This is a genomic window from Maridesulfovibrio spiralis (SeqCode) (genome assembly GCF_048571135.1).
Taxonomy (GTDB): Bacteria; Desulfobacterota; Desulfovibrionia; order Desulfovibrionales; family Desulfovibrionaceae; genus Maridesulfovibrio; species Maridesulfovibrio spiralis.
The window spans coordinates 1,152,235-1,179,090 of record NZ_CP182344.1; the positions used below are offsets into that span (position 1 = coordinate 1,152,235).

24 protein-coding genes are annotated in these 26,856 nt (G+C 52.3%); 11 read left to right on the forward strand and 13 right to left on the reverse strand.

Annotated elements, in window-relative coordinates; genetic code table 11:
* The first annotated feature begins 28 nt into the window (after positions 1 to 28).
* From ACNI29_RS05215 to ACNI29_RS05225, 3 genes are read left to right on the forward strand one after another with little or no spacing between them, the layout of a single operon-like run.
* Positions 29 to 520, forward strand: coding sequence for a TRAP transporter small permease (locus ACNI29_RS05215; protein WP_419781136.1), 492 nt, complete (start codon positions 29 to 31; stop codon positions 518 to 520).
* Between the two features lie 3 nt (positions 521 to 523).
* Positions 524 to 1,804, forward strand: a complete 1,281-nt coding sequence (locus ACNI29_RS05220) for a TRAP transporter large permease (RefSeq protein WP_419781137.1) — start codon at positions 524 to 526, stop codon at positions 1,802 to 1,804.
* Between the two features lie 14 nt (positions 1,805 to 1,818).
* On the forward strand, positions 1,819 to 2,748 hold the full coding sequence (locus tag ACNI29_RS05225; protein ID WP_419781138.1) for a glycerophosphodiester phosphodiesterase: 930 nt from the start codon (positions 1,819 to 1,821) through the stop codon (positions 2,746 to 2,748).
* 30 nt (positions 2,749 to 2,778) lie between these two features.
* Here the strand turns inward: ACNI29_RS05225 and ACNI29_RS05230 are convergent, their stop codons facing one another.
* Both ACNI29_RS05230 and ACNI29_RS05235 read right to left on the reverse strand, forming a co-directional pair.
* Positions 2,779 to 4,194 carry a sigma-54-dependent transcriptional regulator gene (locus tag ACNI29_RS05230; RefSeq protein WP_419781139.1) on the reverse strand — a complete coding sequence of 472 codons (1,416 nt, stop codon included), beginning with the start codon at positions 4,192 to 4,194 and terminating at the stop codon, positions 2,779 to 2,781.
* Positions 4,187 to 6,070, reverse strand: a complete 1,884-nt coding sequence (locus ACNI29_RS05235) for a PocR ligand-binding domain-containing protein (protein WP_419781140.1) — start codon at positions 6,068 to 6,070, stop codon at positions 4,187 to 4,189. Before ACNI29_RS05235 ends, ACNI29_RS05230 begins: the two co-directional genes overlap by 8 nt.
* 409 nt (positions 6,071 to 6,479) lie before the next feature.
* On the opposite strand from ACNI29_RS05235, the gene ACNI29_RS05240 reads away from it, so the two are divergent.
* From ACNI29_RS05240 to ACNI29_RS05250, 3 genes are all read left to right on the forward strand, one after another.
* Entirely contained in the window at positions 6,480 to 6,881 is a 402-nt protein-coding gene (locus ACNI29_RS05240; protein ID WP_419781141.1) for a GlcG/HbpS family heme-binding protein, read from the forward strand.
* 27 nt (positions 6,882 to 6,908) lie between these two features.
* Positions 6,909 to 9,299, forward strand: coding sequence for a glycyl radical protein (locus ACNI29_RS05245; protein ID WP_419781142.1), 2,391 nt, complete (start codon positions 6,909 to 6,911; stop codon positions 9,297 to 9,299).
* A gap of 282 nt (positions 9,300 to 9,581) precedes the next feature.
* Positions 9,582 to 10,556: a glycyl-radical enzyme activating protein gene (locus tag ACNI29_RS05250; protein WP_419781143.1), complete on the forward strand. Its 975-nt coding sequence runs from the start codon at positions 9,582 to 9,584 to the stop codon at positions 10,554 to 10,556.
* A gap of 69 nt (positions 10,557 to 10,625) precedes the next feature.
* On the opposite strand, the gene ACNI29_RS05255 is transcribed toward ACNI29_RS05250, so the two are convergent.
* Positions 10,626 to 11,015, reverse strand: a complete 390-nt coding sequence (locus tag ACNI29_RS05255) for a hotdog domain-containing protein (protein WP_419781144.1) — start codon at positions 11,013 to 11,015, stop codon at positions 10,626 to 10,628.
* Positions 11,016 to 11,361: 346 nt separating this feature from the next.
* Between ACNI29_RS05255 and ACNI29_RS05260 the strand changes: the two genes are divergently transcribed.
* The gene (locus ACNI29_RS05260) at positions 11,362 to 13,113 is read left to right on the forward strand and encodes a YeiH family protein (RefSeq protein ID WP_419781145.1); all 1,752 of its coding nucleotides are present in this window, start codon (positions 11,362 to 11,364) and stop codon (positions 13,111 to 13,113) included.
* A gap of 80 nt (positions 13,114 to 13,193) precedes the next feature.
* Positions 13,194 to 13,448, forward strand: a complete 255-nt coding sequence (locus ACNI29_RS05265; RefSeq protein ID WP_419781146.1) for a hypothetical protein — start codon at positions 13,194 to 13,196, stop codon at positions 13,446 to 13,448.
* Between the two features lie 111 nt (positions 13,449 to 13,559).
* Here ACNI29_RS05265 and ACNI29_RS05270 read toward each other — a convergent pair whose 3' ends face one another.
* Positions 13,560 to 13,904 (reverse strand): hypothetical protein, encoded by a 345-nt coding sequence (locus ACNI29_RS05270; RefSeq protein ID WP_419781147.1) that lies wholly within the window; start codon positions 13,902 to 13,904, stop codon positions 13,560 to 13,562.
* A gap of 137 nt (positions 13,905 to 14,041) precedes the next feature.
* On the opposite strand from ACNI29_RS05270, the gene ACNI29_RS05275 reads away from it, so the two are divergent.
* The 3 genes from ACNI29_RS05275 (at position 14,042) to ACNI29_RS05285 (ending at position 19,021) form a co-directional block, all read left to right on the forward strand.
* Positions 14,042 to 16,477, forward strand: a complete 2,436-nt coding sequence (locus tag ACNI29_RS05275) for a c-type heme family protein (protein ID WP_419781148.1) — start codon at positions 14,042 to 14,044, stop codon at positions 16,475 to 16,477.
* Positions 16,477 to 17,886, forward strand: coding sequence for a sigma-54-dependent transcriptional regulator (locus tag ACNI29_RS05280; protein ID WP_419781149.1), 1,410 nt, complete (start codon positions 16,477 to 16,479; stop codon positions 17,884 to 17,886). Before ACNI29_RS05275 ends, ACNI29_RS05280 begins: the two co-directional genes overlap by 1 nt.
* A gap of 100 nt (positions 17,887 to 17,986) precedes the next feature.
* Positions 17,987 to 19,021 (forward strand): tRNA dihydrouridine synthase, encoded by a 1,035-nt coding sequence (locus ACNI29_RS05285; protein ID WP_419781150.1) that lies wholly within the window; start codon positions 17,987 to 17,989, stop codon positions 19,019 to 19,021.
* A gap of 98 nt (positions 19,022 to 19,119) precedes the next feature.
* Here ACNI29_RS05285 and ACNI29_RS05290 read toward each other — a convergent pair whose 3' ends face one another.
* The 9 genes from ACNI29_RS05290 to ACNI29_RS05330 form a co-directional block, all read right to left on the reverse strand.
* On the reverse strand, positions 19,120 to 19,581 hold the full coding sequence (locus ACNI29_RS05290) for a hypothetical protein (protein ID WP_419781151.1): 462 nt from the start codon (positions 19,579 to 19,581) through the stop codon (positions 19,120 to 19,122).
* A 21-nt stretch (positions 19,582 to 19,602) separates the two neighbouring features.
* Positions 19,603 to 19,806, reverse strand: a complete 204-nt coding sequence (locus ACNI29_RS05295) for a hypothetical protein (protein ID WP_419781152.1) — start codon at positions 19,804 to 19,806, stop codon at positions 19,603 to 19,605.
* Positions 19,807 to 19,817: 11 nt separating this feature from the next.
* Entirely contained in the window at positions 19,818 to 20,849 is a 1,032-nt protein-coding gene (locus ACNI29_RS05300; RefSeq protein WP_419781153.1) for an FAD:protein FMN transferase, read from the reverse strand.
* A gap of 159 nt (positions 20,850 to 21,008) precedes the next feature.
* Positions 21,009 to 22,235: an NADH:ubiquinone reductase (Na(+)-transporting) subunit F gene (gene nqrF, locus ACNI29_RS05305; RefSeq protein ID WP_419781154.1), complete on the reverse strand. Its 1,227-nt coding sequence runs from the start codon at positions 22,233 to 22,235 to the stop codon at positions 21,009 to 21,011.
* A gap of 57 nt (positions 22,236 to 22,292) precedes the next feature.
* Complete coding sequence (gene nqrE, locus ACNI29_RS05310; RefSeq protein ID WP_419781156.1) at positions 22,293 to 22,901, reverse strand: NADH:ubiquinone reductase (Na(+)-transporting) subunit E; 609 nt, start codon at positions 22,899 to 22,901, stop codon at positions 22,293 to 22,295.
* Between the two features lie 9 nt (positions 22,902 to 22,910).
* Positions 22,911 to 23,528 carry an NADH:ubiquinone reductase (Na(+)-transporting) subunit D gene (locus ACNI29_RS05315; protein WP_419781157.1) on the reverse strand — a complete coding sequence of 206 codons (618 nt, stop codon included), beginning with the start codon at positions 23,526 to 23,528 and terminating at the stop codon, positions 22,911 to 22,913.
* Positions 23,521 to 24,300, reverse strand: coding sequence for a Na(+)-translocating NADH-quinone reductase subunit C (locus ACNI29_RS05320; RefSeq protein ID WP_419781158.1), 780 nt, complete (start codon positions 24,298 to 24,300; stop codon positions 23,521 to 23,523). The genes ACNI29_RS05315 and ACNI29_RS05320 overlap by 8 nt, the downstream gene beginning before the upstream one ends.
* Positions 24,293 to 25,492 (reverse strand): NADH:ubiquinone reductase (Na(+)-transporting) subunit B, encoded by a 1,200-nt coding sequence (locus ACNI29_RS05325; protein ID WP_419781159.1) that lies wholly within the window; start codon positions 25,490 to 25,492, stop codon positions 24,293 to 24,295. Before ACNI29_RS05325 ends, ACNI29_RS05320 begins: the two co-directional genes overlap by 8 nt.
* A 4-nt stretch (positions 25,493 to 25,496) precedes the next feature.
* Positions 25,497 to 26,840 (reverse strand): Na(+)-translocating NADH-quinone reductase subunit A, encoded by a 1,344-nt coding sequence (locus tag ACNI29_RS05330; protein ID WP_419781160.1) that lies wholly within the window; start codon positions 26,838 to 26,840, stop codon positions 25,497 to 25,499.
* Positions 26,841 to 26,856 lie beyond the last annotated feature (16 nt).

Genomic DNA, 26,856 nt, shown 5'->3' on the forward strand with positions numbered 1-26,856 from the left:
CTTCCATGCGCCGTTTTGGGTGGTAACAATGTCTGAAGCATCAAAATTTCTATTCAAAAATTTCGACCTTTTCGTCAGCGGTTTTTTTCTCTGCATCACCGTTGCAGTGGTCATCGTCAATGTCGGGCTGCGCTATCTTTTTCAGGGCGGTCTTTTCTGGGCTGAGGAAGTCTCCACCACGGCTTTCATCTGGTCTGTATTCGTTGGATCAGCAGCAGCCTACCGCTACAAAATGCATATCGGCATCGACATGATCAGCCAGATCGGCCCCAAGCTATGGCGTAATTTCATTGCGGTAGTAATCGACCTGCTGATGTTCATCATCAACGGTTACATCGTCTACCTCAGTGTGCTCTACATTCAGGCCAACAAGCTGAAGCGGACCCCGGTTCTGGATATTCCGGCCATCTATGTAAACCTCGCCCTCACTGTGGGCTTTTCACTCATGGCCATCTACGCCCTTGGATTCCTGTACGGAGACCTGCGGAAACTTGTCGGCTCTAAGGCAGAAGGAGAATAAAAGATGCTTACCTTTCCGGTTACCATCGTAATGGCGCTGTATTTTACCAGCATTCCCATCGCCTTCGCCCTGCTCGCCGCCGGGCTGGCATATTTCACTTTCGGCGATGTGGGCACACCGCCGGATCTGATCCTGCAGAAGTTCATCACTTCCACCGCTTCCTTTCCACTTCTGGCCATTCCTTTTTTCATCATGGCCGGGGAAATCATGAACTTCTCAGGAATCAGCTCAAGTCTCATGAAAATGGCTGATGTCCTGACCGGACACCTGCGCGGCGGTCTGGCACAGGTCAACGTGCTGCTTTCCACCCTCATGGGTGGAATCTCCGGTTCCGCCAACGCGGACGCCGCCATGCAGTCCAAGATCCTTGTACCACAAATGACCAAGCGCGGTTACAGTGCGTCTTTCGCTACTGCCATCACCGCAGCATCATCTGCCATTGCCCCGGTCATTCCTCCGGGCATCAACCTGATCATCTACGCCCTCATCGCACAGGTCTCCGTAGCCAAGATGTTCATCGGCGGTTACACACCGGGTATCCTCATGTGCTTCGGCCTGATGCTGACCGTGCATTTCATCGCTAAAAAAAGGAACTACAAACCTTCCCGCGAAAAAATGGCTTCCGGCAAGGAAATCCTCAAGCAGGCCCGTGAATCAATATGGGGACTGCTGCTGCCGCTGGGAATCATTGCCGGTATCCGCTTCGGTGTATTCACCCCCACTGAAGCCGGAGCCATGGCCGTTCTTTTCTGCATTATCATCGGTGTGTTCTTCTACAAAAAACTGCGCTGGGAACATTTTCCCATTATCATGAAGAACACCATTCTGGGCACAAGCTCAGTCATGCTGATCATCATTGCGGCATCTGTTTTCGGGCAGTACATGAGCTGGGAACGCATTCCGCATCAGCTGACCGGTGCGATTCTGGCAATCTCCGATTCCCCGTGGATCATTCTGATAGTCATCAACTTCCTGCTGCTTTTCTTAGGAATGTTCCTTGAGGGCGGCGCGCTGCTGATTATCGTAGCACCGCTGCTGGTGCCGCTGATGAAGACAATGGGCATCGACCTCATCCACTTCGGGCTGATTATGATCGTAAACATCATGATCGGCGGCATCACCCCTCCGTTCGGGTCAATGATGTTCACCACCTGTGCCATCACCGGATCGACAGTCGGGCAGTTCTGCAAAGAAATCTGGCCCTTCATCCTCGCCCTGCTCGTGGTGCTGGTCATCGTCACCTACATGCCCGCAGTAGTAATGTTCCTGCCTAATTTATTGTAATTTGGAGTAAATATATGATTCTCATTGGGCATCGGGGCTGCAAATATCCCGGCTTTAACCAGAATACTATCCGGTCATTTGAGAAGGTAACTTCCGAGGGTGTCCCGGCTATTGAATTTGACGTTCAGCTCAGTGCTGATGGCGAACTGGTGGTTGTGCACAACCTTGATCTGGAAGAGGTTTCTACCGGCAAAGGAGAAGTTTCAAGCACTGATTCAGCTGCGCTGAAAGAGCTTTTCGCCGGGGACCCGAATCAGGGAAAAGACCGTATTCCTTTTCTTGCGGATGTATTTGACTTCTTTGCATCCTGTGCTGAGGACAAACGTCCGTCGATTCACATGGAATTGAAGGGCAACAACACGGGTAGAAAGGCCGGGGTACTTTTTAATGAGTACGTTGCAGCCGGAAGACTCGCCACTGCAGACATGCTGGCCAGTTCGTTCAACTGGGCGGAACTGGAAGCACTGCGGGAAATCTGTCCTGAAGCAAAGATAGCCCTGCTGGACGGGGCAATCAGACGTGACCTGCTGCTCAAAAAAACAGGACCTGAAGCGGAAAAATATTTTGCGGAGTTTTTTGCTTACGGCAATGAAGATTACATGCTCCCGAAATTTCCGACCCTGCCGGAGAACATGGAACTGCTTGATAAAATCTGCATGGACGCCAAAATCCATTCCCAGCTTGCCGGAGAACTGGCCGATTGCCTGAACGGTAAATATTACACTGACGAGCTGCTGGATAGCGCAACTGCCATGAAAGCGACTTCGGTGAACCTCTGGTACCGGACCATCTCCCGCGAATTCATTGAGAAAGCCCATACGCGCGATCTGGCAGTATTTGTTTACACCGCCAACCAGCCAGAAGAATGGAAAGAACTTGATGATATGGGCGTGGATGGAATCTTCACCGATTTTTACGCCGACGCAGTTCGCGCGTTTTCATAAAAAACCAAATTAAAAGAACGGGTAGAGACCCTACCCGTTCTTTTTCAAATATTTACTCACCGCCTGCCGGGTGACCCCGATAAGCTGCGCAGCTGAGGATTGATTCCCTTTAGTACGCCGCAAGGCTTCATCAATGAGCCGGGCGCGCACCTCCTGCAATGTGGGCAGCCGGGTCCCAAAAGTTACACTTTCGCCGGGGTCCGCCAGCACATCCACATATTCAACATTTTCTCCCGGAACCACCAGCAGCTTCCTGAAGTGTTCGGTTTTCAATTCCTTGTAGCCGCAGATGCTGGCCGCATCATGGACCAGATGCTGTAACTCCCGCACATTTCCCGGAAAGGGATAGCTCTCCAGAAAAGCCGATATTTCATGTACATCCGCTTCAACCTCGTTGCCGGAATCAAGACGCACTTCATCAAGAAAATGCGAAATCAAAAGCGGCAGGTCTCCCCTGCGTTCCTTAAGCGGCGGGATGTTAAGCATATGCCCGCGCAACCTGAAAAATAGATCCTTGCGGAATTTACCCTGCTCCTGCATCCCGGTGATGGACTGATGGGTGGCGGTTATGATCCTTGCGCTGGACCGCTTGGACATATCTGATCCAAGAGGCATGAATTCGTGCTCCTGCAACAGTCGCAGCAGCTTGGTCTGTGAAGCCGGACTGAGATCTCCAATTTCATCCAGAAACAGGGTCCCGTTCTTGGCTTTCTCCACCAAGCCGATACGCGCTTCAGTGGCCCCGGTAAAAGCTCCCTTCTTGTGCCCGAAAAGAGTGTCGGAAAAAACATTATCATCCAGCCCGGCGATATTCACGGCAACAAAATCACCCTTGCGCCCGCTGGCATTGTGAACCGCACGGGCGATAAGCTCCTTGCCCACACCGGATTCCCCGGTAATAAGCACCGGACGGGAAGTTTCGGCGATGGCTTCAATATACTTAAAGATAGAGATCATATCCTTGTGCGCGGTCACAATCTCCGCGAACAATTCCGGACGGTCCGGGGAATCCTTGAAAAAACGCTTTTGCAAGGATTTGTTTTCCTGCCGGAGTTCGAAAATCTCAATGGCATGACGCACCCCGGCAATGAGTGTATTGCGGTCCTCGGTTTTGACAATAAAATCAAAAGCACCTTTACGGATACAGTTAACCACAGCCTTGATCTCATTCAGGCCGGAGATAACCAGCACCGGGAGTTCCGGGTACTCTTCCACAATCTGCGGGATCAAGTCCTCGCCCGAAACATGGGGCATCATAAGATCCACTGCCACGGCGCAGAACTTACGCTCTGCCAATGTTTCCATGACCCTGGTTCCGTCATTAAGCAGGACCACATTGTCAATCCCCTGTGAGCGCAGGGTGGCCCGGAAACTTTGCAGCCATGAATCCTCATCATCTACCAGCAACAATGGAAATCTTGGGGTCAAACCCGTGCTTTTATTCATTGTCATCCCCGTCGTTAATTACCGGAATTGAGAACCGGGCAACGGTCCCTCCTCCGGGGTTGGCTGAAAATTCCAATTTGCCGCCATGCTCCTGCACGATGGTAGACGACACCGACAAGCCCAGCCCGGTTCCGCCGCAGGTTCGCTTGGTGGTAAAGAACGGATCGGTGATCTTCTTCAAATGTTCTTCGGCTATGCCCACCCCTTGGTCGCGGACGATAATCTCAACCAGATTCTCCTCTTTCACGAATTTAGAAGACAGGTGGATTCCCTGATTGCGATCAGTGAGGGCCTCGCAGGAGTTAACCAGCAGGTTGATCAGCACTTGCGAGAGACGTTGCGAATTTCCGCGAACCTGCGGCAGCTCGGCGGTAAGGTCCAGCTCGAAGCTTGTGGTCTTCTGACTGATCAAATTCTCCAGCAGGCGCAATGAATTATTAATAACATCTACCAGATCAACCTCCCACATCAACTCTCCGGGCTGCAAGCGGGAATAATCCTTTAGGCTGTTCACGATTCCGCTGATCCGGCTGGAACCTTCCTGCATCCTCGCCAGCAGGTCGGGCATAAAATCACGCAGTTCATTGTACTCCAGCCCCCCGGCCAGAAAGTCCCCGTTTTCATGGTAGTAGTCTTCGAGAATAGGAGTAATGTCGCGCCAGATTTCCTCCAGCAACGGCAGGTTTAGAGTCATGAAGCTGTTGGGATTGTTGATCTCGTGGGCCATGCCGGAAACAAGCACACCCAGTGAAACCATTTTGTCGGCCTGAATGAGCTGTTGCTCTTTTTCCTTGGCCTGACGCTCGGATTCCACGCGCTCGGTAATATCGCGGATAGCGCAAACCCCGACCTTTTCACCTTGAAAAATAATTTCGCGCTGCTGAATTTCACAGATCAGCATGCGTCCGTCCCGGCAACGGAAATTGGCATCGAAACGGCTTTTACGCGTACGGGAAGTGTGCTGCTGCACTATTTCCCGGTAATCGGGGTCAGCCAGATCATCAATATTGAGTCCGGCCAATTCCTCCTGCGAGTAGCCGAACATGTTCAGCCCGGCGCGGTTGGCGGTCAGAATTTCACCCTGATGGTGGATGAAAATAGCTTCGAAGGTGGATTGCGAAAGCTGACGGAAACGTTCTTCACTTTCACGCAGGGCAATCTCCACCGCCCTGCGCCGGGCAATAGCCTGTGCCTGCAGGAAATTCTTGCGCGCCAGAATAGACATCTGGTTGGCGATAAGGCAAAGCGCGTTGCAGACGCTCAAAAACTGCTCGCGGGTCATGGCCGGAACTTCAGAGAGAGCCTCCATTAGCTGATTCTCGTCCGCGCCAATCTCACGGGCATAACGTTTGATGCGGTCATCATTCGTAGGAGGGCAGCGCACCTGCCCGATGATCCAGTTGGCGATATGGCGGTCCCCGACATAAAAACTGGTCCCGCCGTCCCAGAGACCTCCGCTCAAACAGGGACGCATGATTGGTTCCAGCGGGCTTTTGGTCCCAAAGGAGGCATCGGAGCGCATACAGTTTTTAAGACCCATGTCCGTCGCCCGGATCAGATCGCAAAAGCGGCAGAAGCGGCTGGGTTTGGTAATGGGACGACCGTCCAGATCAGTAATGACTGAAGCAACACGGGTAGCCTCGGAAAAGGCATCCTGAATGCGCTGAATGGCTTCCACATCAAAATAATCTTCAAAACGGTGCTGCCTGGTCTCATCCTGCGAATCAGGCACTAGGGGTTTCAACCGCTGGTTGGTACCGAAATTTTCACACCTGAAATGGGATTCCTCAAGCTCTGCAACCCGTCCACGCAGGGTATTCAGCTCCTCGATAAAATCCTCATGCACGCCGCTATCCATATCTTTATCTTCTGCCATTACAATTCCACCTTGTTCTACAAAGCACAGCACTTTCAATGCCAGTCCCGCACAAGCCTTTAAACAAGGTAAACATATCCGCCCGCACTGCGCAATCCATGCTTTCATGCCCCCGAACAGCGCCCGCATGACAACCACGGTAAACCTACTGTCAACCAAACTAACAATCGAATCATAAACACCCTGAATATCAATCACAACATCACGAAACAGCTTTACACGCCACCCCACCTGTCAACCAGAGATGACAGCCCGCATTTCCATTAATTATGCCCCGCCAGTAACCAAACACCGCTAACTGTCCGCAATACAAGCCAGAACCATGCATGGCATGTTTTTCTCTTTAGGGAGACCGTAACGTGATGGAAGGTGTACGGAGACAACTCAAATTTTTAACGAAGGAAAACCGATGCCGGTAACAACAGAGATTGCCCTGCGCATGATCGCAGCAGCACAAAACAAAGCGGAAGAAATCGGTGTGCCCATGGTCATTGCCGTGGTTGATCAGGGCGGAAATCTTTTAGCCCATGTGCGCATGGATGATGCCCTTCTGGTTAGCATCGACCTGTCCATAAACAAGGCTTACACCGCCGTAGCCGCCAAGATGAGCACCGAAACCCTATGCTCGGTGAGTCAACCCGGCGGAGAACTATACGGCATCCACAACGCAGACAATGGACGCATTGTCATTTTCGGCGGCGGACTGCCCATTGAAAAAAACGGAAAAGTCATCGGTGGAATCGGTGTCAGTGGTGGAAGTGTGGCCCAAGACACAGCCTGTGCGGAAGCAGGTCTTGCGGCTTTTAAATAAATTTTATCAATTATAAGGAATGGAAAAATGACTAAGAACAAACCCAGTGTTGAAATCCCCAAAACAGTAGGCGCATCCGGCAGAGTTACCAAAACCCTTGACCGTTTCCTGAATACAGCCCCGGCTGTCTGCGCGGAACGTGCGGTGCTGATCACCGAATCGTACAAGGAAACCGAAGGCCAGCCCATGCCTATCCGTCGCGCAAAGGCTCTGGAAAAGATCCTTTCCGGCATGTCCATCTTCATTCAGGACGATGAACTCATCGTCGGTAACCAGTGCTCCATGCCCCGCTCCGCGCCCATTTTCCCTGAATTTTCCTGCAAATGGGTTGAAGACGAACTGGACCGCCTCGAAAAAAGAACCGCTGACGTTTTCCTCATCTCCGAAGACGTAAAATCCAAACTGCGCGAAGCATTTACCTATTGGGACGGCAAGACCGTTAACGAAATCGCATCCCAGCTCATGCCTGCCGAATCTCTCGAAGCCCACAACGACGTTGTCTACACCGTCGGTAACTACTTCTACAACGGCGTCGGCCATATTTCCGCCAACTACGAAAAAGTTCTCAATGTCGGTATCGATGCCATCATCAAGCAGGCTGAAGACAAACTGGCGACACTTGATTTCGCAGACGGCGAACAGCTGAACCAGATGCATTTCCTCAACTCTGTCATCACCGCCAACAAAGCAGTTGTTGCTTTCGCAGAACGTTTTGCCGAGCTGGCTGAAAAGATGGCCTCCGCATGCGAAGAGCCGACCCGCAAACTTGAACTGAATGAAATAGCACGCATCTGCCGCAAGGTTCCGGCACAGCCTGCCGAGAACTTTCAGGAAGCATTGCAGGCTTTCTGGTTCGTACATCTGGTTATCCAGATCGAATCCAACGGTCACTCCATCTCCCCCATGCGCTTTGACCAATACATGAACCCCTTCCTGCAGAAAGACAATATCTCCATCGAACAGGCTCAGGAAATGCTGGATATGCTCTGGATCAAATTCGCAGAACTGAACAAGGTCCGCGACGAAAACTCCACCATGGCCTTCGCTGGTTACCCCATGTTCATGAACCTGATCGTTGGCGGACAGAAACGTGACGGTTCAGATGCCACCAACGCCATGTCCTACCTCGTTCTGCAGGCTGGTGCGAACACCAAGCTTTACGCTCCTTCACTGTCCATCCGCATTCACGAAGGCACCCCTGATCCGCTGTACAAAAAAGCAGCAGAACTCAGCCGCATGGGTATGGGTTACCCCGCATACTACAATGACCGCGTGATCGTCCCCGCGCTGCTGGCCCGTGGCCTTGAGCGTGAAGATGCCCGCGACTACGGTATCATCGGTTGTGTTGAGCCTCAGGTGGGCGGCAAGACCGAAGGCTGGCATGATGCAGCTTTCTACAACATGTCCAAAATCATCGAACTGGCTCTTAACGACGGCGTTGACCAACGCACAGGTAAGCAGATCGGTCCCAAGTCCGGTAAGATGGATAAGTTCAAATCCTTTGATGACGTCATGGAGGCGTACACCCAGCAGACTTCCTACTTCGTCAAGCTCATGGCTGCCGCCGACAACGCTGTGGACATGACCCACGGCAAGCACTGCCCGCTGCCTTTCCTCTCCTCTCTCGTCGACGACTGCATCGCCGATGCAAAATCATTGCAGGAAGGCGGAGCGCACTACAACTTCACCGGACCTCAGGGCGTAGGTGTTGCCAACGCCGGTGACTCCCTGACCGCTATCAAGAAGCTCGTTTTCGATGAAGAAGCAATCACCCTTAAAGACCTGCACGCAGCACTGGCCAATGACTTTGAAGGTCAGGAAGACCTGCGCATGATGCTCGTCAACCGCGCTCCCAAATACGGCAACGATGACGACTACGCTGATGAAATCGCCAAAGACGCAGCACTCATCTACTGCGAAGAAGTTAACAAATACACCAACCCCCGTGGCGGTAAATTCCAGCCCGGTCTGTATCCCGCATCCGCAAACGTACCTCTGGGTTCCGTGGTTATGGCTACCCCCGACGGACGTAAAGCATGGTCTCCTCTGGCAGACGGCGTATCCCCGATCTCCGGTTACGATTCCTGCGGTCCCACCGCTTCCGTTCTCTCGGTTGCCAAACTGGACCACGAAATCGCATCCAACGGAACTCTGCTGAACCAGAAATTCCACCCCTCCGCAATCGAAGGCGAAAAGGGACTGGAAAACCTCAAGGCCGTTACTGAAGCATATTTCCAGAACGGCGGATTCCACGTTCAGTACAACGTCATCAGCCGGGACACCCTGCTCGATGCACAGGCCAATCCCGAAAAACACAAAGGACTCGTTGTCCGCGTGGCAGGATACAGCGCATTCTTCACCGCGCTCGATAAATCCCTGCAGGATGACATCCTGGCAAGAACTGAACAGAACTTCTAAAGAAGATGCCTCCGGCGGCTGGGGAAGGGGAAACTCTTGCAAGAGTTTCCCCTTCCCCAGACCCCATCCCCTTCAGAACCTTTTAATAGGGCTTCGCCGCTGGGGACGGAGGTTTTGTACAGGGGTGGAGAAAAATTATCCCCAATATAAATTTTGAGTTGAAAATCGTCACAACTTAACGAGCAACGGACGCGAAGCCTAATAAAAGTTTTAGGAGAGTCCAGAGAACCCTTTTACAAAAGGGTTCTTTGGTCCCCGAAGGGCCGCCGGAGGCATTCAAAAGTGAGTATATCTATGAGATGGAAAGAGCGGCAGCATAAATTTAGTTTGGACGACAAAAACAAGGCCGATCTTACGGGGTTGGTTTTTGATATTCAGCGTTTCGCGGTGCATGACGGCGGCGGTATTCGGACACTGGTCTTTTTGAAGGGCTGTCCTTTGAGCTGCAAATGGTGCCAGAACCCTGAATCCATGAGCATCAAGCCCGAGATCATGCGTATTCCGCACCACTGTATCAGCTGCGTGAAATGTGCATCCCTCTGCCCGGAACAGGCCATTGAATACCGGGAAGACGGGGTCTTCATTGATCGCGATAAATGCAACCTTTGCGGCGAATGCGTGGAAAAATGCTACGCCGGGTCCATGACTATCGTGGGCCGTTACCTGACAGTTGATGAGCTGATGGAAGAGGTTGAACGGGACCGTCCTTTCTATAACACTTCGCAGGGCGGAGTTACTTTTTCAGGCGGCGAACCGACCATGCAGTCCGCATTCTTGATCGAAGCCTTGCAGGACGCCCAAGAGCGCGGCTTGCATACGGCCATTGAATCCTGCTGCATGTGCGCCCCGGCAACTTTTCAGGAAGTGCTGAAACACACCGACCTTGTTCTGACCGACATCAAGCACATGGATTCCGGTAAACATGAAGAATTGACCGGGATGCCTAACAAGCAGATTCTTGAAAACATCAGCATGGCGGCCCGGATGCGCAAAAAACTAAGGATCAGGATTCCGCTTATCCCCGGTTGCAATGACTCGGCAGAGAACATCAAAGCCACTGCGAAATTTGTTGAGTCGCTGGGTGACAGCGTAGAGGGTCTGGATATCCTGCCCTACCACCGCCTTGGCGAACCCAAATGGGAACAGCTGGACCGCGAATATTTATTAAGCGGGGTGAAGCCTCCCGAACGGGAGCATGTTCTTGCTCTGAAAGAACTTGTAGTTCCTCACTGTGCTAATGTTTCAGTGGGTGGCTAACAGAGGCAAACAGCAAAAAAGCCGAAGTCCGTAAACGGGCTTCGGCTTTTTCATTTAATAAAAAAAACGTTACGCACCGGCGAGAACGTGCTCTTTAGTCACGAAGCAGGTGAAAGTAGCGCTGAAAACCACTTCGAAACCGCAGGACACATCTACTTTAACGATATGCTTGCGACCGTCTTTTTCCTGCACCTCTGCCTTGGCAACCAGAACATCACCGACCTTGGAGGGCTTCAGAAAACGGCTTTCCGCTCCGGCCAGTACCACGTTGGGATGGTTCACAGAAAGCATCGCTGCGTAATCGGCCATGCCGAAGATAAAGCCGCCGTGAACCAGCCCGCTCTTATCCGCAGCCATTTTCTGGGTACATATAAGACGAACTTCACTGCTTCCTTCCGCCAGTGCTACCGGTTCACCACACAGCGAACGGTCAATCTGCTCATGTGTATTAATATCCATAATTTTCTCCATCCAATTTGTTTATTTATTATACTGAATACAATTCAGGCGGCTGTGCGGTTTCTTGTGCTTTTCATGTCCACACATATGATAAACGCAAATCGCGACTATTTCGATGATTAGATTCCGGAAAACTATAGTCTGCCTACCGCAAACTGCAAACCTGACTTTACACCCCACACCCTGCCACTGCAATCAGCAGTAAGCATATCCCTATTAACTTATCATTAAATTACAACATGTTGAGAGTTGCTAAATTCTGGCCCGCGTTTTGCCTATATGAGCCTGCAAAGAGACAGACAGGTTTCGGCCTGTTTTCAAATAAAATTTGGAGGAATGTTTAGAAATGGCAGAAAATGCAGTTCAGCAAGACAACAATGTTGTGGTCGACAAGGCAACCAGCTCATGGTCCGACCTCTGGAAAAAAGAAGATTACTGGGCCATCTGGCTGGGATTCCTGATCCTGACCGTCGGCGCAATAATCTTCTTCAATAACAAACCTGCGGACATGGAAGCCAAGTTCGCCAAGCAGAACGCTATCATGACCGAGGAGGCCGCACGGGCTCCCTTTAAAACCGTAGCGTGGTACGACGCCCAGACCGCCAAGGAAAAAATCAAGGCCAAGAACCAGCCCATAGGTAAAGCCATCAAAGGATTTATGGCTAAACCTAAAAAGTGGACCACCAACCCGCTGGACGCTTTTATCCAGACTCAGGAACAGGCTGATGCGAAAAATGCTGCAGCCATGCCTAAGTATGAAAAAGCAAAAGCCGCTGCTACTGCCGCCAAGACTGCCGCTCTAGCTGCACAGCTGAAAGCGGAACAGGCCGGTTTTAAAAATGCTGAGCTCAACACAGCAACTTCCGCCTCTATTGAATCATGGCTGAAACTGCGCGCCAAAGAGTCTTCCGCCAAAAAGAAAATCAAAAACAAGCCTTTTAACCTGATTCCCTCGCTGCTCGCCCTGATGATCGGCTTCGGACTGTTCTTCGCAATCGGTATGCGTTTCATCGACGGCGACGCCAAGACCTTCCTCAAAGGTTTCGGCCTGGTCTTCGCTGTTGCAATCGCATCCTACCTCATGGCCAACCAGGCAACCATGAAGCAGTACGGTATCGGTTACGCTGCATGGGCAATCGCCATCGGGCTGGTCATCTCCAACACTATCGGTACACCGGAATGGGCTAAAAAAGCACTTCAGGTCGAATTCTTCATTAAGACCGGTCTGGTTCTTCTCGGTGCTGAAGTTCTGTTCAACAAAGTTGTTGCTATCGGTATTCCCGGTATCTTCGTAGCGTGGGTTGTTACCCCGGTAGTTCTGATCACTACCTTCATTTTCGGTCAGAAAGTAATCAAGATGCCTTCGAAAACTTTGAACATGGTTATCTCCGCCGACATGTCCGTTTGCGGTACTTCTGCAGCAATTGCAGCGGCGGCAGCCTGTAAAGCGAAAAAAGAAGAGCTGACTCTAGCAATCGGCCTTTCCCTCGTATTCACATCCATCATGATGATTGTAATGCCCGCAATCATTAAGGGAACCGGAATGCCTTTCATCCTCGGCGGAGCATGGATGGGCGGAACCATTGACGCCACCGGTGCTGTTGCAGCAGCAGGTGCATTCCTTTCCGAAAAAGCACTCTACGTAGCTGCGACCATCAAGATGATCCAAAACGTACTCATCGGTGTAACCGCTTTCGGTATCGCCATCTTCTGGGCCACCAAGGTCGAAGCAGTCGAAGGCCAGAAAGTACACGCCATGGAAATCTGGCACCGCTTTCCCAAGTTCGTACTCGGCTTCCTGACCGCGTCCGTAATCTTCTCCATCGTATACTCATCCCTCGGTTCCGATGCCGGTTTCACCATGATCGACCAGGGTGTGCTGCGCGGCTTCTCCCGCATCTTCCGCGGCTGGTTCTTCTGCCTGTCCTTTGCTGCAATCGGACTGGCTACCAACTTCCGCGAGCTCAAGCACTACTTCAAAGGCGGCAAGCCGCTCATCCTCTACGTATGCGGTCAGTCCCTCAACCTGTGCCTGACCCTCGTCATGGCTTACCTCATGTTCTACGTAGTCTTCCCTGATATTACTTCCAAAATCTAACCACGGATTTTGATTCACCCCTGTTAAGGAGGGAGGCCCCATCCGCCTCCCTCCCGAACAGAGGAAAGAGGAATAAAACAATGGAAAACAAAAGCATCTATTTTAGAATCACATCTTTCTTCGCCACCTGTGCCGTAATCTGGGCCATGGTTTTTGTGGCAGGGCCAATGCTCATAGACACAACCCCTGCCTTCCGCACACTGGCAGATTTCGTTGTCGAATCGGATATTGAAACCGGTGAATTTTACTATACGGACGTGGAAATCGTCGGACACGCGGACCACAACGCCCGCAGCTCCATGGAATATCTGCCCCACGGTCCAGGACCGGAATAGTTGGCCTCCGGCGGCACTACCGCGAGTCCCTCCGGGGGCCAAAGAACCCCTTTTGAAAAAGGGTTCTCTGGACTCTCCTAAAACTTTTATCTGGGCTTCGCCGCCTCTGAATCAAGGCTTGAACATGGCGTCGATCATTCTGCCTGCTGAAACAAGATAGAACCCGGTGCGGGGCACGGCTCCAAGGAAATAGCCCAACTGCTCAAGCTCTGCCCGTCCGTATCCAAGCACGGAAAAGTAGACCTTGAAGCAAAGAATCAGCAGCAGGAAACAAAGAATTGTCAGCGGGATTGATCTTCCCAGACGGGAGAAAAACACTTGGGACGGGATTTTTTTCTGAACCAAAAGAACTAAGCAGGCCGCGCATTCGAGAAAACCGTTCCATGCGCGGACAAACATATCCGCACTGATTATACCTGCCAGAACCGCTGCAATAAAAAGAAAAAAACTGTTCATGGCTCCCCCTGCGTATAATCAGTTCAAAAGATAGATTGCCTGTTTTGCACAAGGATACCCTGCCCATGCTTTAACGGTCAAGACTAACAGCTTGACATCACAAAGGTCGGTTATAAACTGTGAGGATGCGGCAAAGTATGAAACTCCCCAGACCATACTCGATTCAAAGTAAATTTCTTTTAAGCCTGATCCTGACCTCCCTGATCATCGGGGGCGTTCTGTTCGCCGGCTTTTCCATGCACATGAGCAATGTGCTTGAAAACGTGGTACGCGAAAAAGCACGCATGGTTTTCGGTCAGGTTGATTCGGTGCAGAACTACGTGCGCGGCGTGCTACGGCCCCAGATGTATGAAGAACTGCCGGACAAATTCGTTATTCAGGCCATGTCTTCCTCATTTGTCACCCGCAACATCATGGCCCGGAAAGAAGACGGCTCAGCAGGATTCACCTATCGCCGAGTTGCCGAAGGAGCGCGTAATCCCGATTATGAAGCTAAAGGAATAGAACTGGAGCTGATCAACCATTTCCGGAAAAATCCCGGACAAAACTTCTGGGAAGGCTACACGAACATCCACGGGGAAAAACATTTCATCATGGCCCGTCCGGCTATCTTCAAAGAAAGCTGCCTGCGTTGCCACGGTAAAATAGAATCCGCCCCGGTAGAGCTGGTCGAGCTTTACGGCAACCGCGGTTTCGGACATCCGGTGGACAGCATCGCCGGAGTCGATTTTGTCGGCCTTCCGGTCAGTGCCTCCGTGGCCCGCATTCAGGACACCATCATGACCTATATCGGGGTGTTCCTGCTGGCTGTACTGCTTTATCTCGGAGCCACCAACATCCTTTTCAAGCGGATTGTCGCCAACAACATCCGCATCCTGACGACCAATTTCAGGCGCAATTTCAGTGATGAAAAAGGCGTGGCCCTGTTCCGCGAGGTGGAGCAGGAAGACGAAATCGGTGAAATGATCGGCGGAATCGAAAAGCTGAGCGATTACATGTTTGACGCCCGCCAACAGCTACAGGATTATGCCGCCAATCTGGAAAAAATGGTTGAAGAACGCACCGGGGACCTCGAAAAGGCCGCCCATGCGCGCCAGTCTGACGTGGAGCTTTTTGTCCAGCTTCTGGCCGGGTCCAGCCGCAGCCACTCACGCGAGGAGTTGTGGAGAGCGACCCTGCCCCTGATCCGCAAGAGATTCAATCTTGAACGGGCAGCTTACGTATGCACATTTTCCAGCAGGAACTTTTATTCCTACCCCGACAATCAGCAAAGACCGGAACTGCCCGAAAACTGGGTTGAACTGCTCACCGAATCAATGCCTCTGGTTGAAAATGACCGGGCCTATCTTCCGGTGGAATCCTCTCCGGGAAGTGCCGAAGGGCTGCTTTGCCTCTTCTGTGGCGAAAACGAACCGTTCAGCAAAAAAGACAAGACCGTTCTGCGGGCCATCGGGCGTCAGCTGGGTATTGCTGCCGATAATATTTCCGCACTGGACAGCATCGTGCGCCACAACACAAACCTGCAATCAATTTTCGAAGGTATCAGTGATCCGCTGCTGCTGGCGGACGGGACCGGAACACCTGTTGTCGCCAATGAATCAGCGCGAAAACTGGGTGCGGAGCTTTCCGGCGGAGCCATCACCGACGGCGGAGTTGTGACCCTGCTCTGCCACGGCCCCGGAGATTCAGGCAACTGCGGAATTTCAAAATCCCTGTCCCTGAACGAAGCCATTTCGCGGGAGGTATCGCTGCCGGAAGGACGTTCCTTTGCCATAAACATTTATCCCATCCACGATGCGGAAAGTCCTGTAGAACGCAGGGTTGTTGTCTACGTCCACGAGACAACCGCACAGAAACAGATGCTGGCCCAGATGACTCAGGCCGAAAAAATGGCCACAGTCGGCAAGCTCTCTGCAGGACTGGCCCATGAGATTAACAACCCGCTGGGAGTCATCCTCTGCTATGCCGAACTGCTCAAGAAAGATGCCAGCGGACAGAGCAGCGAAGATATAGATGTAATCCTCAAGCATACCCGGCAGGCCCAATCGGTTCTGAAAGACCTGCTCAATTTTGCCCGCCCGAAAGTTCTGGCCGCAACCGGGACCGACTTTGCTCAAATAATCAAGGATGTGGCCGATGTTTTCCGTATTCAAGCCGATAAGCAGGGTGCGGAGATAACGCTTGAGCTGGATGACTCTACTCCGGGTCTCAACGTTGCCCCGCAAGCACTTGAACACATTGTAGCCAACCTGCTTTTGAACGGCCTTGACGCTGTGCCGGAAAATGTGGGCAAGCTTAAAATCTCCCTTGAAAACGATCCCACGGGACAGGCGGTGCTCAAAGTAATGGACAACGGTCCCGGCATCGCCGAAGAAGACCTGCAATATATTTTCGATCCCTTCTACACCACCAAAGAAATAAACAAGGGTTCAGGATTGGGACTGGCCGTGGTATTCGGCTTCATGAGTGATATCGGCGGCTCCATTGCAGTGGAAAACGGCAGCAATATTGACGGAGAAATGAACGGGGCTGTTTTCACCCTGAAATTTCCCCTGAATGAAAAGGATGATTAATGGCTGAAATCCAGCAGCAGAAAATACTCATTGTCGATGATCAGGAGGACTTTGCGCGGGGCATAAAAAGGCTGATTGAAGGAGCTTTCCCCGAACACGAAGTCTTTGTGGCTTATGACGGCCCAAAAGCACTCGCCATTCTCAAAGCCCAGCCGATCAACCTGATGGTCAGCGACCTCCAGATGCCGGGCATGAGCGGACTGCAACTTTTGGATACTGCACTGGCGAAAAATGACGCCCTGTCCGTGGTCATGCTTACTGCCCACGGTACAGTGGAGACCGCAGTCGAAGCACTCAAGGTTGGTGCATATGACTTTGTGACCAAGCCCATTGAACAGGCAAACCTTTTCCGGGTCATCAACAAAGGGCTGGAAAGAAGCCGTCTGCTTGAGGAAAACCGTCTGCTTCGGGATCAAATCGAACAGCGCAAAGACCGGTTGCTGGGACAGAGCCCAGTCATGCAGCAGCTAAAACAGTCCATCGGGGCTGTAGCACGCACCGACTACAATGTGCTGATCATGGGCGAATCCGGTACAGGTAAAGAACTGGTAGCCAAGATGGTCCGCGACCTTAGTTCCCGAGCCGAAAAACCATACGTAACAGTCAACTGCACGGCTATCCCGGACAATCTTCTTGAAAGCGAACTTTTCGGACACATCAAAGGAGCCTTCAGCGGCGCGGACAGTGACCGCGAAGGTTTATTCATGCGCGCCGACGGCGGCACGATACTGCTCGATGAAATCGGCGATATTCCCTTAGAAACGCAAGCCAAGCTGTTACGCGTGTTGCAGGAAGGCGAAATCAGGCCGGTCGGCTCGGACCGCTCTAAGAATATCGACGTACGCGTGCTGGCCTCAACCAATCAGGACCTGCCCCGGCGTGTTGCGGAAAAAACATTCCGCGAAGACCTCTATCACCGTTTGAATGTTCTCCCGCTGACTTTGCCGCCACTGAAAGACCGTCCCGGCGATATCCCGCTGCTGGCCCGCTATTTTGCCCGCAAGGCCTGCTTTGAACTCGGCCTGCCGGAAAAAGAGCTGGACCCTGCTGTTGTAGGACATTTGAGTGCCCAGAAATGGACCGGAAATGTGCGTGAACTGCAAAATACCATGCGCAAGCTGGCTGTCTTCAGTGCCGGGAAATCCATCACCATGCTGGCTGTAGACATGGCCGCAGGAAAAATGCCTTTGGAAACAGCTGCCGATTCCACTGCCACCCTGCCTTTTAAAGGCGCCAAGCAGCAATTGGTGGACAGCTTCAGCAGAAGCTATATCAGTGACATTCTTACGCGGACCAACGGCAATATTTCAGAAGCGGCCCGCAACTCCGGACTTTCGCGGGTCGCAGTGCAGAAGATGCTGACCAGATTTAATCTGGACCCCGCTACCTTCAAAAACAAACAGGTATGACCGCAAAATCCGTTATCACACTAACAGGACTTGCCCCACGGGCCGCAACAGTATACGCAATGCTGCAATCAATTAACCAGCAACCTGTTTCACGGCTTCTATGAACAATTCCACTGCTCCGGATTTAAGCAAACTTGCGGCCCCCGTCACCATCGGCGGAAAGACTGTTTCCAACCGCTTGTGGCTGGCCCCTATGGCCGGATTGACCCACAGTGCATTCCGTAAGGTTCTTGCCCATTACGGCTCCTGCGGATTGATGTTTACTGAAATGTGCAGCGCCAAAGCTGTACCCACAGAAAAACCCGGAGTTTCCCCGGTTTTCAATTGGCATGAATATGAACTGCCTAATCTGGTCTGCCAGCTGGTCGGTGCCACCCCGGAAGAAATGGTCATCGCAGCCAAGCGAGTTGAAGATGAAGGTTTTTTCGGAGTTGATATCAACATGGGCTGCTCGGCACGAGGCATGATCAAACGCGAAGCCGGAGCCGCCCTGCTCAAGACACCGGACATGGCTCTGAAAATTGTGGAAGCGGTGCGGGAAGCCGTATCCATCCCGGTTTTCGTCAAATACCGCACCGGATGGTCCACCGATATCGGCCCGGCTGTTGATCTGGCAAAAAGTTTCGAATCGGCAGGAGCCGGATGTCTGGTTTTCCACCCCCGTGTGGCCCCGGACAAACGTACCCGCCCACCCAGAATTGATCATATCCGCTACATAAAAGAAGCTGTCTCAATACCGGTCTTCGGTAATGGAGATGTAACGACTCCGAAGCACTGCCGGAGCATGCTCGACAAGACCGGATGTGACGGAATTTCCATAGGCCGCATGGCTATGGCCCGTCCGTGGCTGTTTGCGGAATGGACCGCAGGTTTCACGCCGGATGAGAATGTTTTTCAGGATTATGTCATCCGTCTGGCCGATGCCCTTGAAGAAGACTTCGATCCCATCCGGGCCCTTAAACGGTTCAGGCTGTTCATGATCTATTTCGCAGCCAACTTCAGGTACGGACACAGCCTGCAGGCCACCTTTTCCACCGCCAAGGACATGAACGATGTTCGCTCCAAGGCGAAGGAACACATCAGGCCGGACATGGAACTCAGCATCACTCCGAACATGAATTTATACAGCCTCTGATCCGCCAGACGCGAAAAAGAGAAACAAAAAGCCTCACATTGCACCAGCGCAATGTGAGGCTTTCCACTTTCATATTTCTTGGAAGGATTAAGTTTTAATTACAATGTTTCGATCTTGAGGGCACTCTTGGCCATCTTGATTTTTTCCCGCTTTTCCAGATCAAGAAGCCCCTGAAAGACTTCGCTGACATCATCAGGAATATCGTTCTGGAGCATGGCTTCATATGTTTCGAGCAGGCACTTGTCCAGATCAACGGCAAGCTTCATGACCTGCTGGGCAGTCATATCCGGCCCCAGATCGGCACTGAAAAACGGAGACAAGTCGCACTCCTTATGCACGTACATGAACCATGTATCCAGAATATGTTGGGAAACACCTGAACCGTATTCATCCATGATTTCCACAAGATTTTCGTGGTGACGGCTCATGTATTCCAGAAGAAGTTTCGCCCTTTCCTTATCGACCTGATAGGAGAGATCTTTGTAAAACGAAACCAGCCTGTTGTGAAAAGCTCGAGTCTGCTCAATTACATCCTTTGCAGTCTGAATTGTTGTCATCATAACATTTTCTCCCGGTCGCTTTTACAGCGGCTTGAGTGACGAATGGTTCTTGTCGATAAGTTTCTTTTCGAAATCATATTTACCGCAACGGCAGCCAGATCCGTCCCCGGCCTGAATAGACCCCTGGCAGGAACCGCGGATGCAATTGCGTTTGAAAATGACCCCGATAGCCAGAGCCAGAAACACCAGCCCGAAAACAACGGCAGCCAAGATTATATTTTCCATGGAATCTATCCTCACTTCAATGTTTTGTGTTCAGGGAAATTGCCTGTGGCTGTTTCAGCAAAACCATCAGCAGTTTTCACAATAAAAAATGCTGAAAGCTTATGCTTTTCCGCCAGTTTTATACCTTGTTCCGGCCCCAGTACCATCAGCCCGGTGGCTAAGGCATCGGCCATGGTACAGGAATCCTCCACCACGCTGACCGAAACAAGGCTATGTGAAACAGGCTTGCCGCTGACCGGATCGATGATATGGGAATAACGTTTCCCGTCCGCCTCAAAATAGTTGCGGTAATCACCGGAAGTAGCCATGGCCCGCCCACTGAGTTCAATCACGGCCTGCACGGCACGACCGCCGGAAGTCGGCTTTTCAACACCTATCAACCACGGAGTCTTGCCCGGTTTTGATCCTCCGGTCCTGATTTCACCGCCGATTTCAACCATGAAATCAGAGACTCCGCTCTGCTCCAGCCAATCAGCCACGGCATCAACGCAATAACCTTTGGCGATAGCCGCCAAATCAATGGTGATGCCCGGCTTTACTTTCTTCAAAGCCGGAGGATCAGTACGCACCTGAACAAAATCAAATCCGATTCCGCCCTGCGCAGCAGCAATCTGTTCAGCTGACGGAATTCTCTCAGGTCGGGCATCCGGACCGAAGCCCCAGAGATTGACCAGCGGAGCCACGGTGATATCGAAAGCCCCACCAGTGAGCAGACTTATGGTCTTGGCGGTCCTGACCACCACAGCAAGTTCCTTTGAAACCTGAAACCAGTCTTCACCTTTGTACGCATTAAAACGGGACAGCTCGGAACCGGGATTAAAGAGGGACATAACAGAATTCACACCGGCCACAACCTGCTCCAAGCCTTTCTGCATCTGCTGCGCATCAAGACTGTCCGGCAGATTGTACGCCACGATGGAATAAGTCGTGCCGATGGCTCTACCCTGCAATTTCACAGGGGTTGAATCACTGCCGCATCCGGCAAGTATGAACAAAAGGCCTGCTAAAACGGCCCATCGCGGCAACCCCGAAACTTTTCTCATTCCAATTCCTTCTTATCCCACCCGAACGCGGGTAAACGGTTTGCAATTTTACGGTACGGCGCGGAGCCTCCAGCGGCGAAGCCTTACCGGGGAGTCCAGAGGGCCCTCGGCCTTCTGGTCCCGCTGAAAGCGCCCGCCGGGAGGCCCGCCGGAGGCTTCTTAGCCGCCGAAATCGTCGTACATTATATTTTCTTTTTCCACGCCCTGATCCATGAGCATTTTCTCCACAGCGGAAGCCATCATCGGCGGTCCGCACATGTAGAATTCGCAATCTTCGGGAGCGGGATGTTCCTTGATATAGTTTTCATAAAGCACCTGATGGATGAATCCGGTATATCCGGTCCAGTTATCTTCAGGCAGCGGATCGGATAGGGCCACATGCCATGTGAAGTTCGGGCAGTCTTCAGCCAGCTTGTCGAACTCTTCCACATAGAACATCTCACGCAGACTTCGCGCACCGTACCAGTAGCTGATCTTGCGGGTCGATGCGAGACGGCGGAGCTGATCGAAGATGTGTGAACGCATGGGAGCCATACCCGCACCACCGCCGATAAAGATCATCTCGGCATCGGTATCGCGGGCAAAGAACTCGCCGTAAGGACCGGAGATGGTCACCTTGTCGCCGGGCTTGAGGCTGTAGATGAAAGAAGACATCTGGCCCGGAGGGGCATCAGGAGCAAACGGAGGCGGCGGGCAGACACGCACGTTAAGCATGATAATGCCCTCTTCCTCAGGATAGTTGGCCATGGAATAAGCCCGGACAATGGGTTCCTTAACCACTGAGGTGTAACGCCAGAGATCGAACTTGTCCCAATCCTCGCGGAACTTATCGCCAACTTCAAAATCCTTGTAGTTGACAGTATGGGCCGGGGCTTCAATCTGGATGTAACCGCCGGCACGGAAATCAACGTTCTCACCCGCAGGCAACTCAAGGGTAAGTTCCTTGATAAAGGTTGCGCGGGGGATGTTGGATTTAACTGTGCACTCCCATTTCTTGATATCGAAGATTTCAGCCGGGACCTCGATCTTCATATCCTGCTTCACGTTGACCTGACAGGCCAGACGCATTCCCTCACGGGCCTCACGCTTGGTGATGAACGAGGTTTCAGTAGGCAGGATATCGCCTCCGCCCTCATGGACATGGCACTTGCACTGACCGCAGGAACCACCGCCACCGCAGGCCGAGGGAACATATATTTCTTTCTCCGCAAGAGCACCGAGAAGCTTGCTTCCGGGCCGGACCACGACGGTCTTTTCCGGATCACCGTTGATTTCAATGTTCACCTCTCCGCTCGGGACCAGCTTGGCCCGGGCCAGAAGGATGAACACGCACAGCGCAAGGACCACGCCGGTAAACATCACCACACCGAGTATTATTTCAACCATGGTTCTTCCCCATAGTTTAACGGTTAAAACAACGGGCTAAATTCACGCCCGGCCCGCCTACATCTGAATTCCTGAAAATGACAGGAAACCGAAAGACATGAGTCCGACCACGATAAAAGTGATCCCCAGTCCCTCAAGTTCTTCAGGTACATCAGAATACTTCATCTTCTCGCGGATACCGGCCAGCAGCACGATAGCCAGTGCCCAGCCCACGCCGGAACCGAAACCGAAGGTCACCGATTCCACGAAGTTGTAATCACGCTCGACCATGAACAGGGAGGCCCCGAGGATGGCGCAGTTAACCGTGATCAACGGCAGGAAGATACCCAGCGCGTTGTATAGCGACGGCACGTACTTATCGAGTGCCATTTCCAGAATCTGGACAATAGCCGCGATAACTCCGATGTAGGAGATTAGTCCCACAAAGGTCAGGTCGGTATTCCCGAACCCGGCCCAGGCCAGCGCGCCTTCGCGCAGGAAGTAGTTGTAGAGCAGGTTGTTCACCGGAACGGTGATGGTCATGACCACGATAACAGCCACGCCAAGACCCATTGATGTCTGGACTTTCTTGGACACCGCAAGATAGGTGCACATGCCTAAGAAGAAGGCCAGAGCAAGGTTTTCTATGAAGATAGATCTAACGAATATATTGATTAAGTTTTCCACAGCATCCTCCTAGCGTTTAGCCTTGCGTTTTTCGTAGACATTAACGCCCCAGATGAGCAGGCCGATGATAAAGAAGGCACTGGGCGGCAGGAGCATGAGCCCGTTCGGCTCGTACCAGCCACCTGCTGATTCCAGTTTGAAGATGGTCAGCCCGAAGATCTTGCCTGAACCGAAAAGTTCACGCAGGAATGCAACAGTCACCAGAACCAGACCGTAGCCCAAACCGTTACCGATACCGTCGGCAAGACTCATCTTCGGGGTGTTCTGCATGGCGAAAGCCTCAGCACGGCCCATGACGATGCAGTTGGTGATGATAAGTCCGACAAAAACCGAAAGCTGTTTGCTGATTCCGTAGGCAAAAGCTTTCAGGAACTGGTCCACGATAATTACCAGCGTCGCGATGATGGTCATCATGACGATGATGCGGATGCTCGAAGGAATGTGCTGCCTGATGGAGCTGACCGAGACGTTGGAGGCTGCGGTAACAAAAACAACCGCGAGACTCATGACAAAAGCGGTCTCAAGCTTAGTGGTAACCGCAAGAGCAGAGCAGATGCCTAAGATCTGGACCGCGATGGGGTTATCTTCCACCAGCGGCTTTAAGAGAACTTCCCTGAATTTAGCCATTATGCTCACCTCCCTCTGTTGCCAGACGCTTGAGATAGAGACCGAAGCCGCCCTTACCAAGCCAGTAACGCACCAGATTTTCTACACCGTTGGCAGTCAGCGTGGCCCCGGCAATGCCGTCCACTTTAAACTCCGCTGCCGGATCTGTAGTGCTGACGTTACCTTTGATCACGTCGATGACCGGTTCATGCTTGTCGTTGTAGACTTTCTTGTCCACCCAGAGAATTTTCCAGTTAGGGTTATCCACTTCGCCGCCGAGACCGGGGGTTTCAGCATGTTCATAGAAACCGAAGTTCTTGACGGTGTTGAAGTCCGGGGCAAGAGCGATAAATCCGTACATGGTGGACCAGAGTCCCTTACCGTGCAGGGGCAGGACCACGCGCTTGAGCTTATCGCCTTCCTTGAGCAGGTAGACGCTGGCGAGCTTGGCCCGCTTGCCGATTCCGGCCAGATCATTGTCGGACGAAATGGCAACGCTTGAGGCCGGGTCTTTGGCGGCCTTGCGCTGATCGTATGCTGCGGCGTCCATGTCGACATATTCACCGGTAGCCAGATCAACCACCTTGGGCACAATCTGTTTATAAAGTTCATCCACGGATTCATCTTCGTTATAGATACCCGCGGCTTTGAGTATGTTTTCCTTACGTTCCTTGACCTTATTGTCTTCCTGAATGGATTTCAGTCCCACCGCAGCAGTCGAAACCAGCAGCGAGCAGACAAGGCACAGGGAAAAGGCCACAGTGAATATTTTTTTAGTGGAATCGTTAGACACTGCGCACCATCCTTCGCTTGATGTTGGCCCGCATCACGTAGTTGTCTATAAGCGGGGCAAACACGTTACCGAAAAGAATCGCCAGCATGACGCCTTCGGGATAGGCCGGGTTGACCGTACGGATCAGGATGATCATGACCCCGATAAGCGCGCCGTAATAGAACTGCCCTTTAGGCGTCATGGAAGATGAAACCGGGTCGGTAGCCATGTAGACCATACCGAAGGCCAGTCCGCCCATGACCAGATGCCAGAGCGGGCTGACAGTCATCATGGGGTTGGTGGCACTGCCCACTCCGTTGAAGATTACTGCGGTGGCAAAGGCCCCGGCAAGCAGGGAAACCATAATCCGCCATGATGCGATTCCGGTGATGATCAGCACAGCACCGCCGATGAGGCAGGCCAGTGTGGAGGTTTCACCAAGTGATCCGGGGATGGTTCCGATGAAGCAGTCCCACCATGAATATTTCGCGGTAACCGCATTGATGCCGCCCTCGGAAGCAAGGGCCAGCGGGGTTGCGCCGGAAAAGCCGTCCACCGGAACCCAGACGCTGTTACCTGAAATCTGGCCCGGATAGGCGAAGAACAGGAATGCGCGGGCCAGCAGGGCCGGGTTAAGAATGTTCTTTCCGGTTCCGCCGAAGATTTCCTTACCGATAACCACGCCGAAACTGGTAGCCAGAGCCACCTGCCAGAGCGGAATATGCGGGGGAACTATGAGCGGGATCAATGATCCGGTTACCAGAAAACCTTCGTTGATTTCGTGTTTGCGGATAACCGCGAACAGGGTTTCCCAAAAGCCGCCTGCAATGTTGCAGACGATGTAGATGGGAAAGAAGTAGAGCGAGCCAAGCAGGAGATTGGCCCCGAAGCATTCGGGATCAGCGGAAAGGCCAAGCCCGGTCATGACCGACCAGCGCCAGCCTGTTCCGGCCTCCAGTCCCATGGAAGCCAGCGCGGCATTGGCCTGATACCCAGTATTCCACATAGCCATGTAGAAACAGGGGATCAAGGCGAATACCACTGTGATCATGACCCTTTTCAGGTCGATGGCATCGCGCACATGAGGCGATCCGGAGCTGGTCTCCGTGGGTGAATACAAAAAGGTATCGATCATCTCGTAAACGGGATAATACTTTGTGTATTTCCCGTCTCCGGTGACCGCACCGTGCATTTTATCAAGTAATTTTCTCATATCCCTACCCTTCCTTCTCGATCTGAGTGAGGACTTCGCGCAGCATGAACCCGAAATCGTTTTTGCCGCAATCCACGAAGGATAACAGGGCGAGATCTTCCTCATCCAATTCAAGGCAGCCCAGAGCCTGGGCTTCGTCTGTATCCATCACCGCCATAGCCCGGACCAGATAGGTCGGCAGGATATCCAGCGGCATAACCTGATCAAAAGCCCCGGTGGGGAAGATGGCGCGATGGCTGCCGCCCAGCAGGGTGTTCAAGTCAAATAACTTTTTCTTTTTGCTGAAAGCTGAAGCGAATACGGACTTAACCGAGAACTTATCCCGGCCCGGAGCCACCCAACCCATGAAGTCCTGCTTGCCGCCTTCTTCAACCGCTGAAATCTGATTGTGAAAACGACCAAGAAATGCCAGCGGACCTTCGGCCTTTGTGCCGGAAAGCACTGAGCCGGAAATAGGACGGACAGCTCCATTCTTGAGTTCTCCAGCCAGCAGTTCTTCGAGGCTGGCCCCCAGACGGGTTTTGATAATCCGGGGACGGTTGACCATAGGACCGCCGAGAGCCACGTAACGTTCTGTAGCAAGACGACCTGTGGCGAACAGTTTGCCTATTGCAATAACGTCCTGATAGCCAATGTGCCAGTTGGTCTTTGCCGGACCGACCGGATCAATAAAATGGATGTGGGTTCCGGGGAGTCCCGCAGGGTGTGGACCGGAAAACATGTGCAGATCAACTTCCTGAATAAGCGGAAGGGTCGCCCCTCCGGCAGCGCAGACATTTACTGCGCCTTCACTTAAGCAGGTCAGCACACGCAGGCCGTCCAGCCATGCATCCGACTCTTTCCAGAGAATAGGAGCAGGGTCGAAAGCAAGCGGATTGGTATCCATTGCGGTGACGAAAATAGAACGGGGTCTTGTAGCCGGGGCCGGAGTCTTGCTGAAAGGACGCGTCCGAAACGCGGTCCACATTCCTGAATTCACGAGATTCTCGACAACCTTATCACCGTCGAGGGAAGTCAGTTTATCTGAATCATACGCCGGGAACTCCACTTCGCCGGCCGCTTCATCAAGTTCGATGACCACAGATTGCAATACCCTGCGCTCACCACGGTTAACAGCAACGACCTTTCCGGCTCCCGGAGCGGTAAAGACGACTCCGTCGATCTTTTTATCTGAAAAGATGGGCTGGCCCAGCTTGACCGTATCACCCTCGCAAACGTCCATGGTCGGTTTCATGCCGACATAGTCGCCTCCGAGTACGGCCACGCGGCCCGGATATTTTTCTTCGATAATATCCAGTGCAGGCTCGCCCGAGATAGGAACATCAAGTCCTTTTTTGAGCTTAATCATGGAGAATACACCTTGT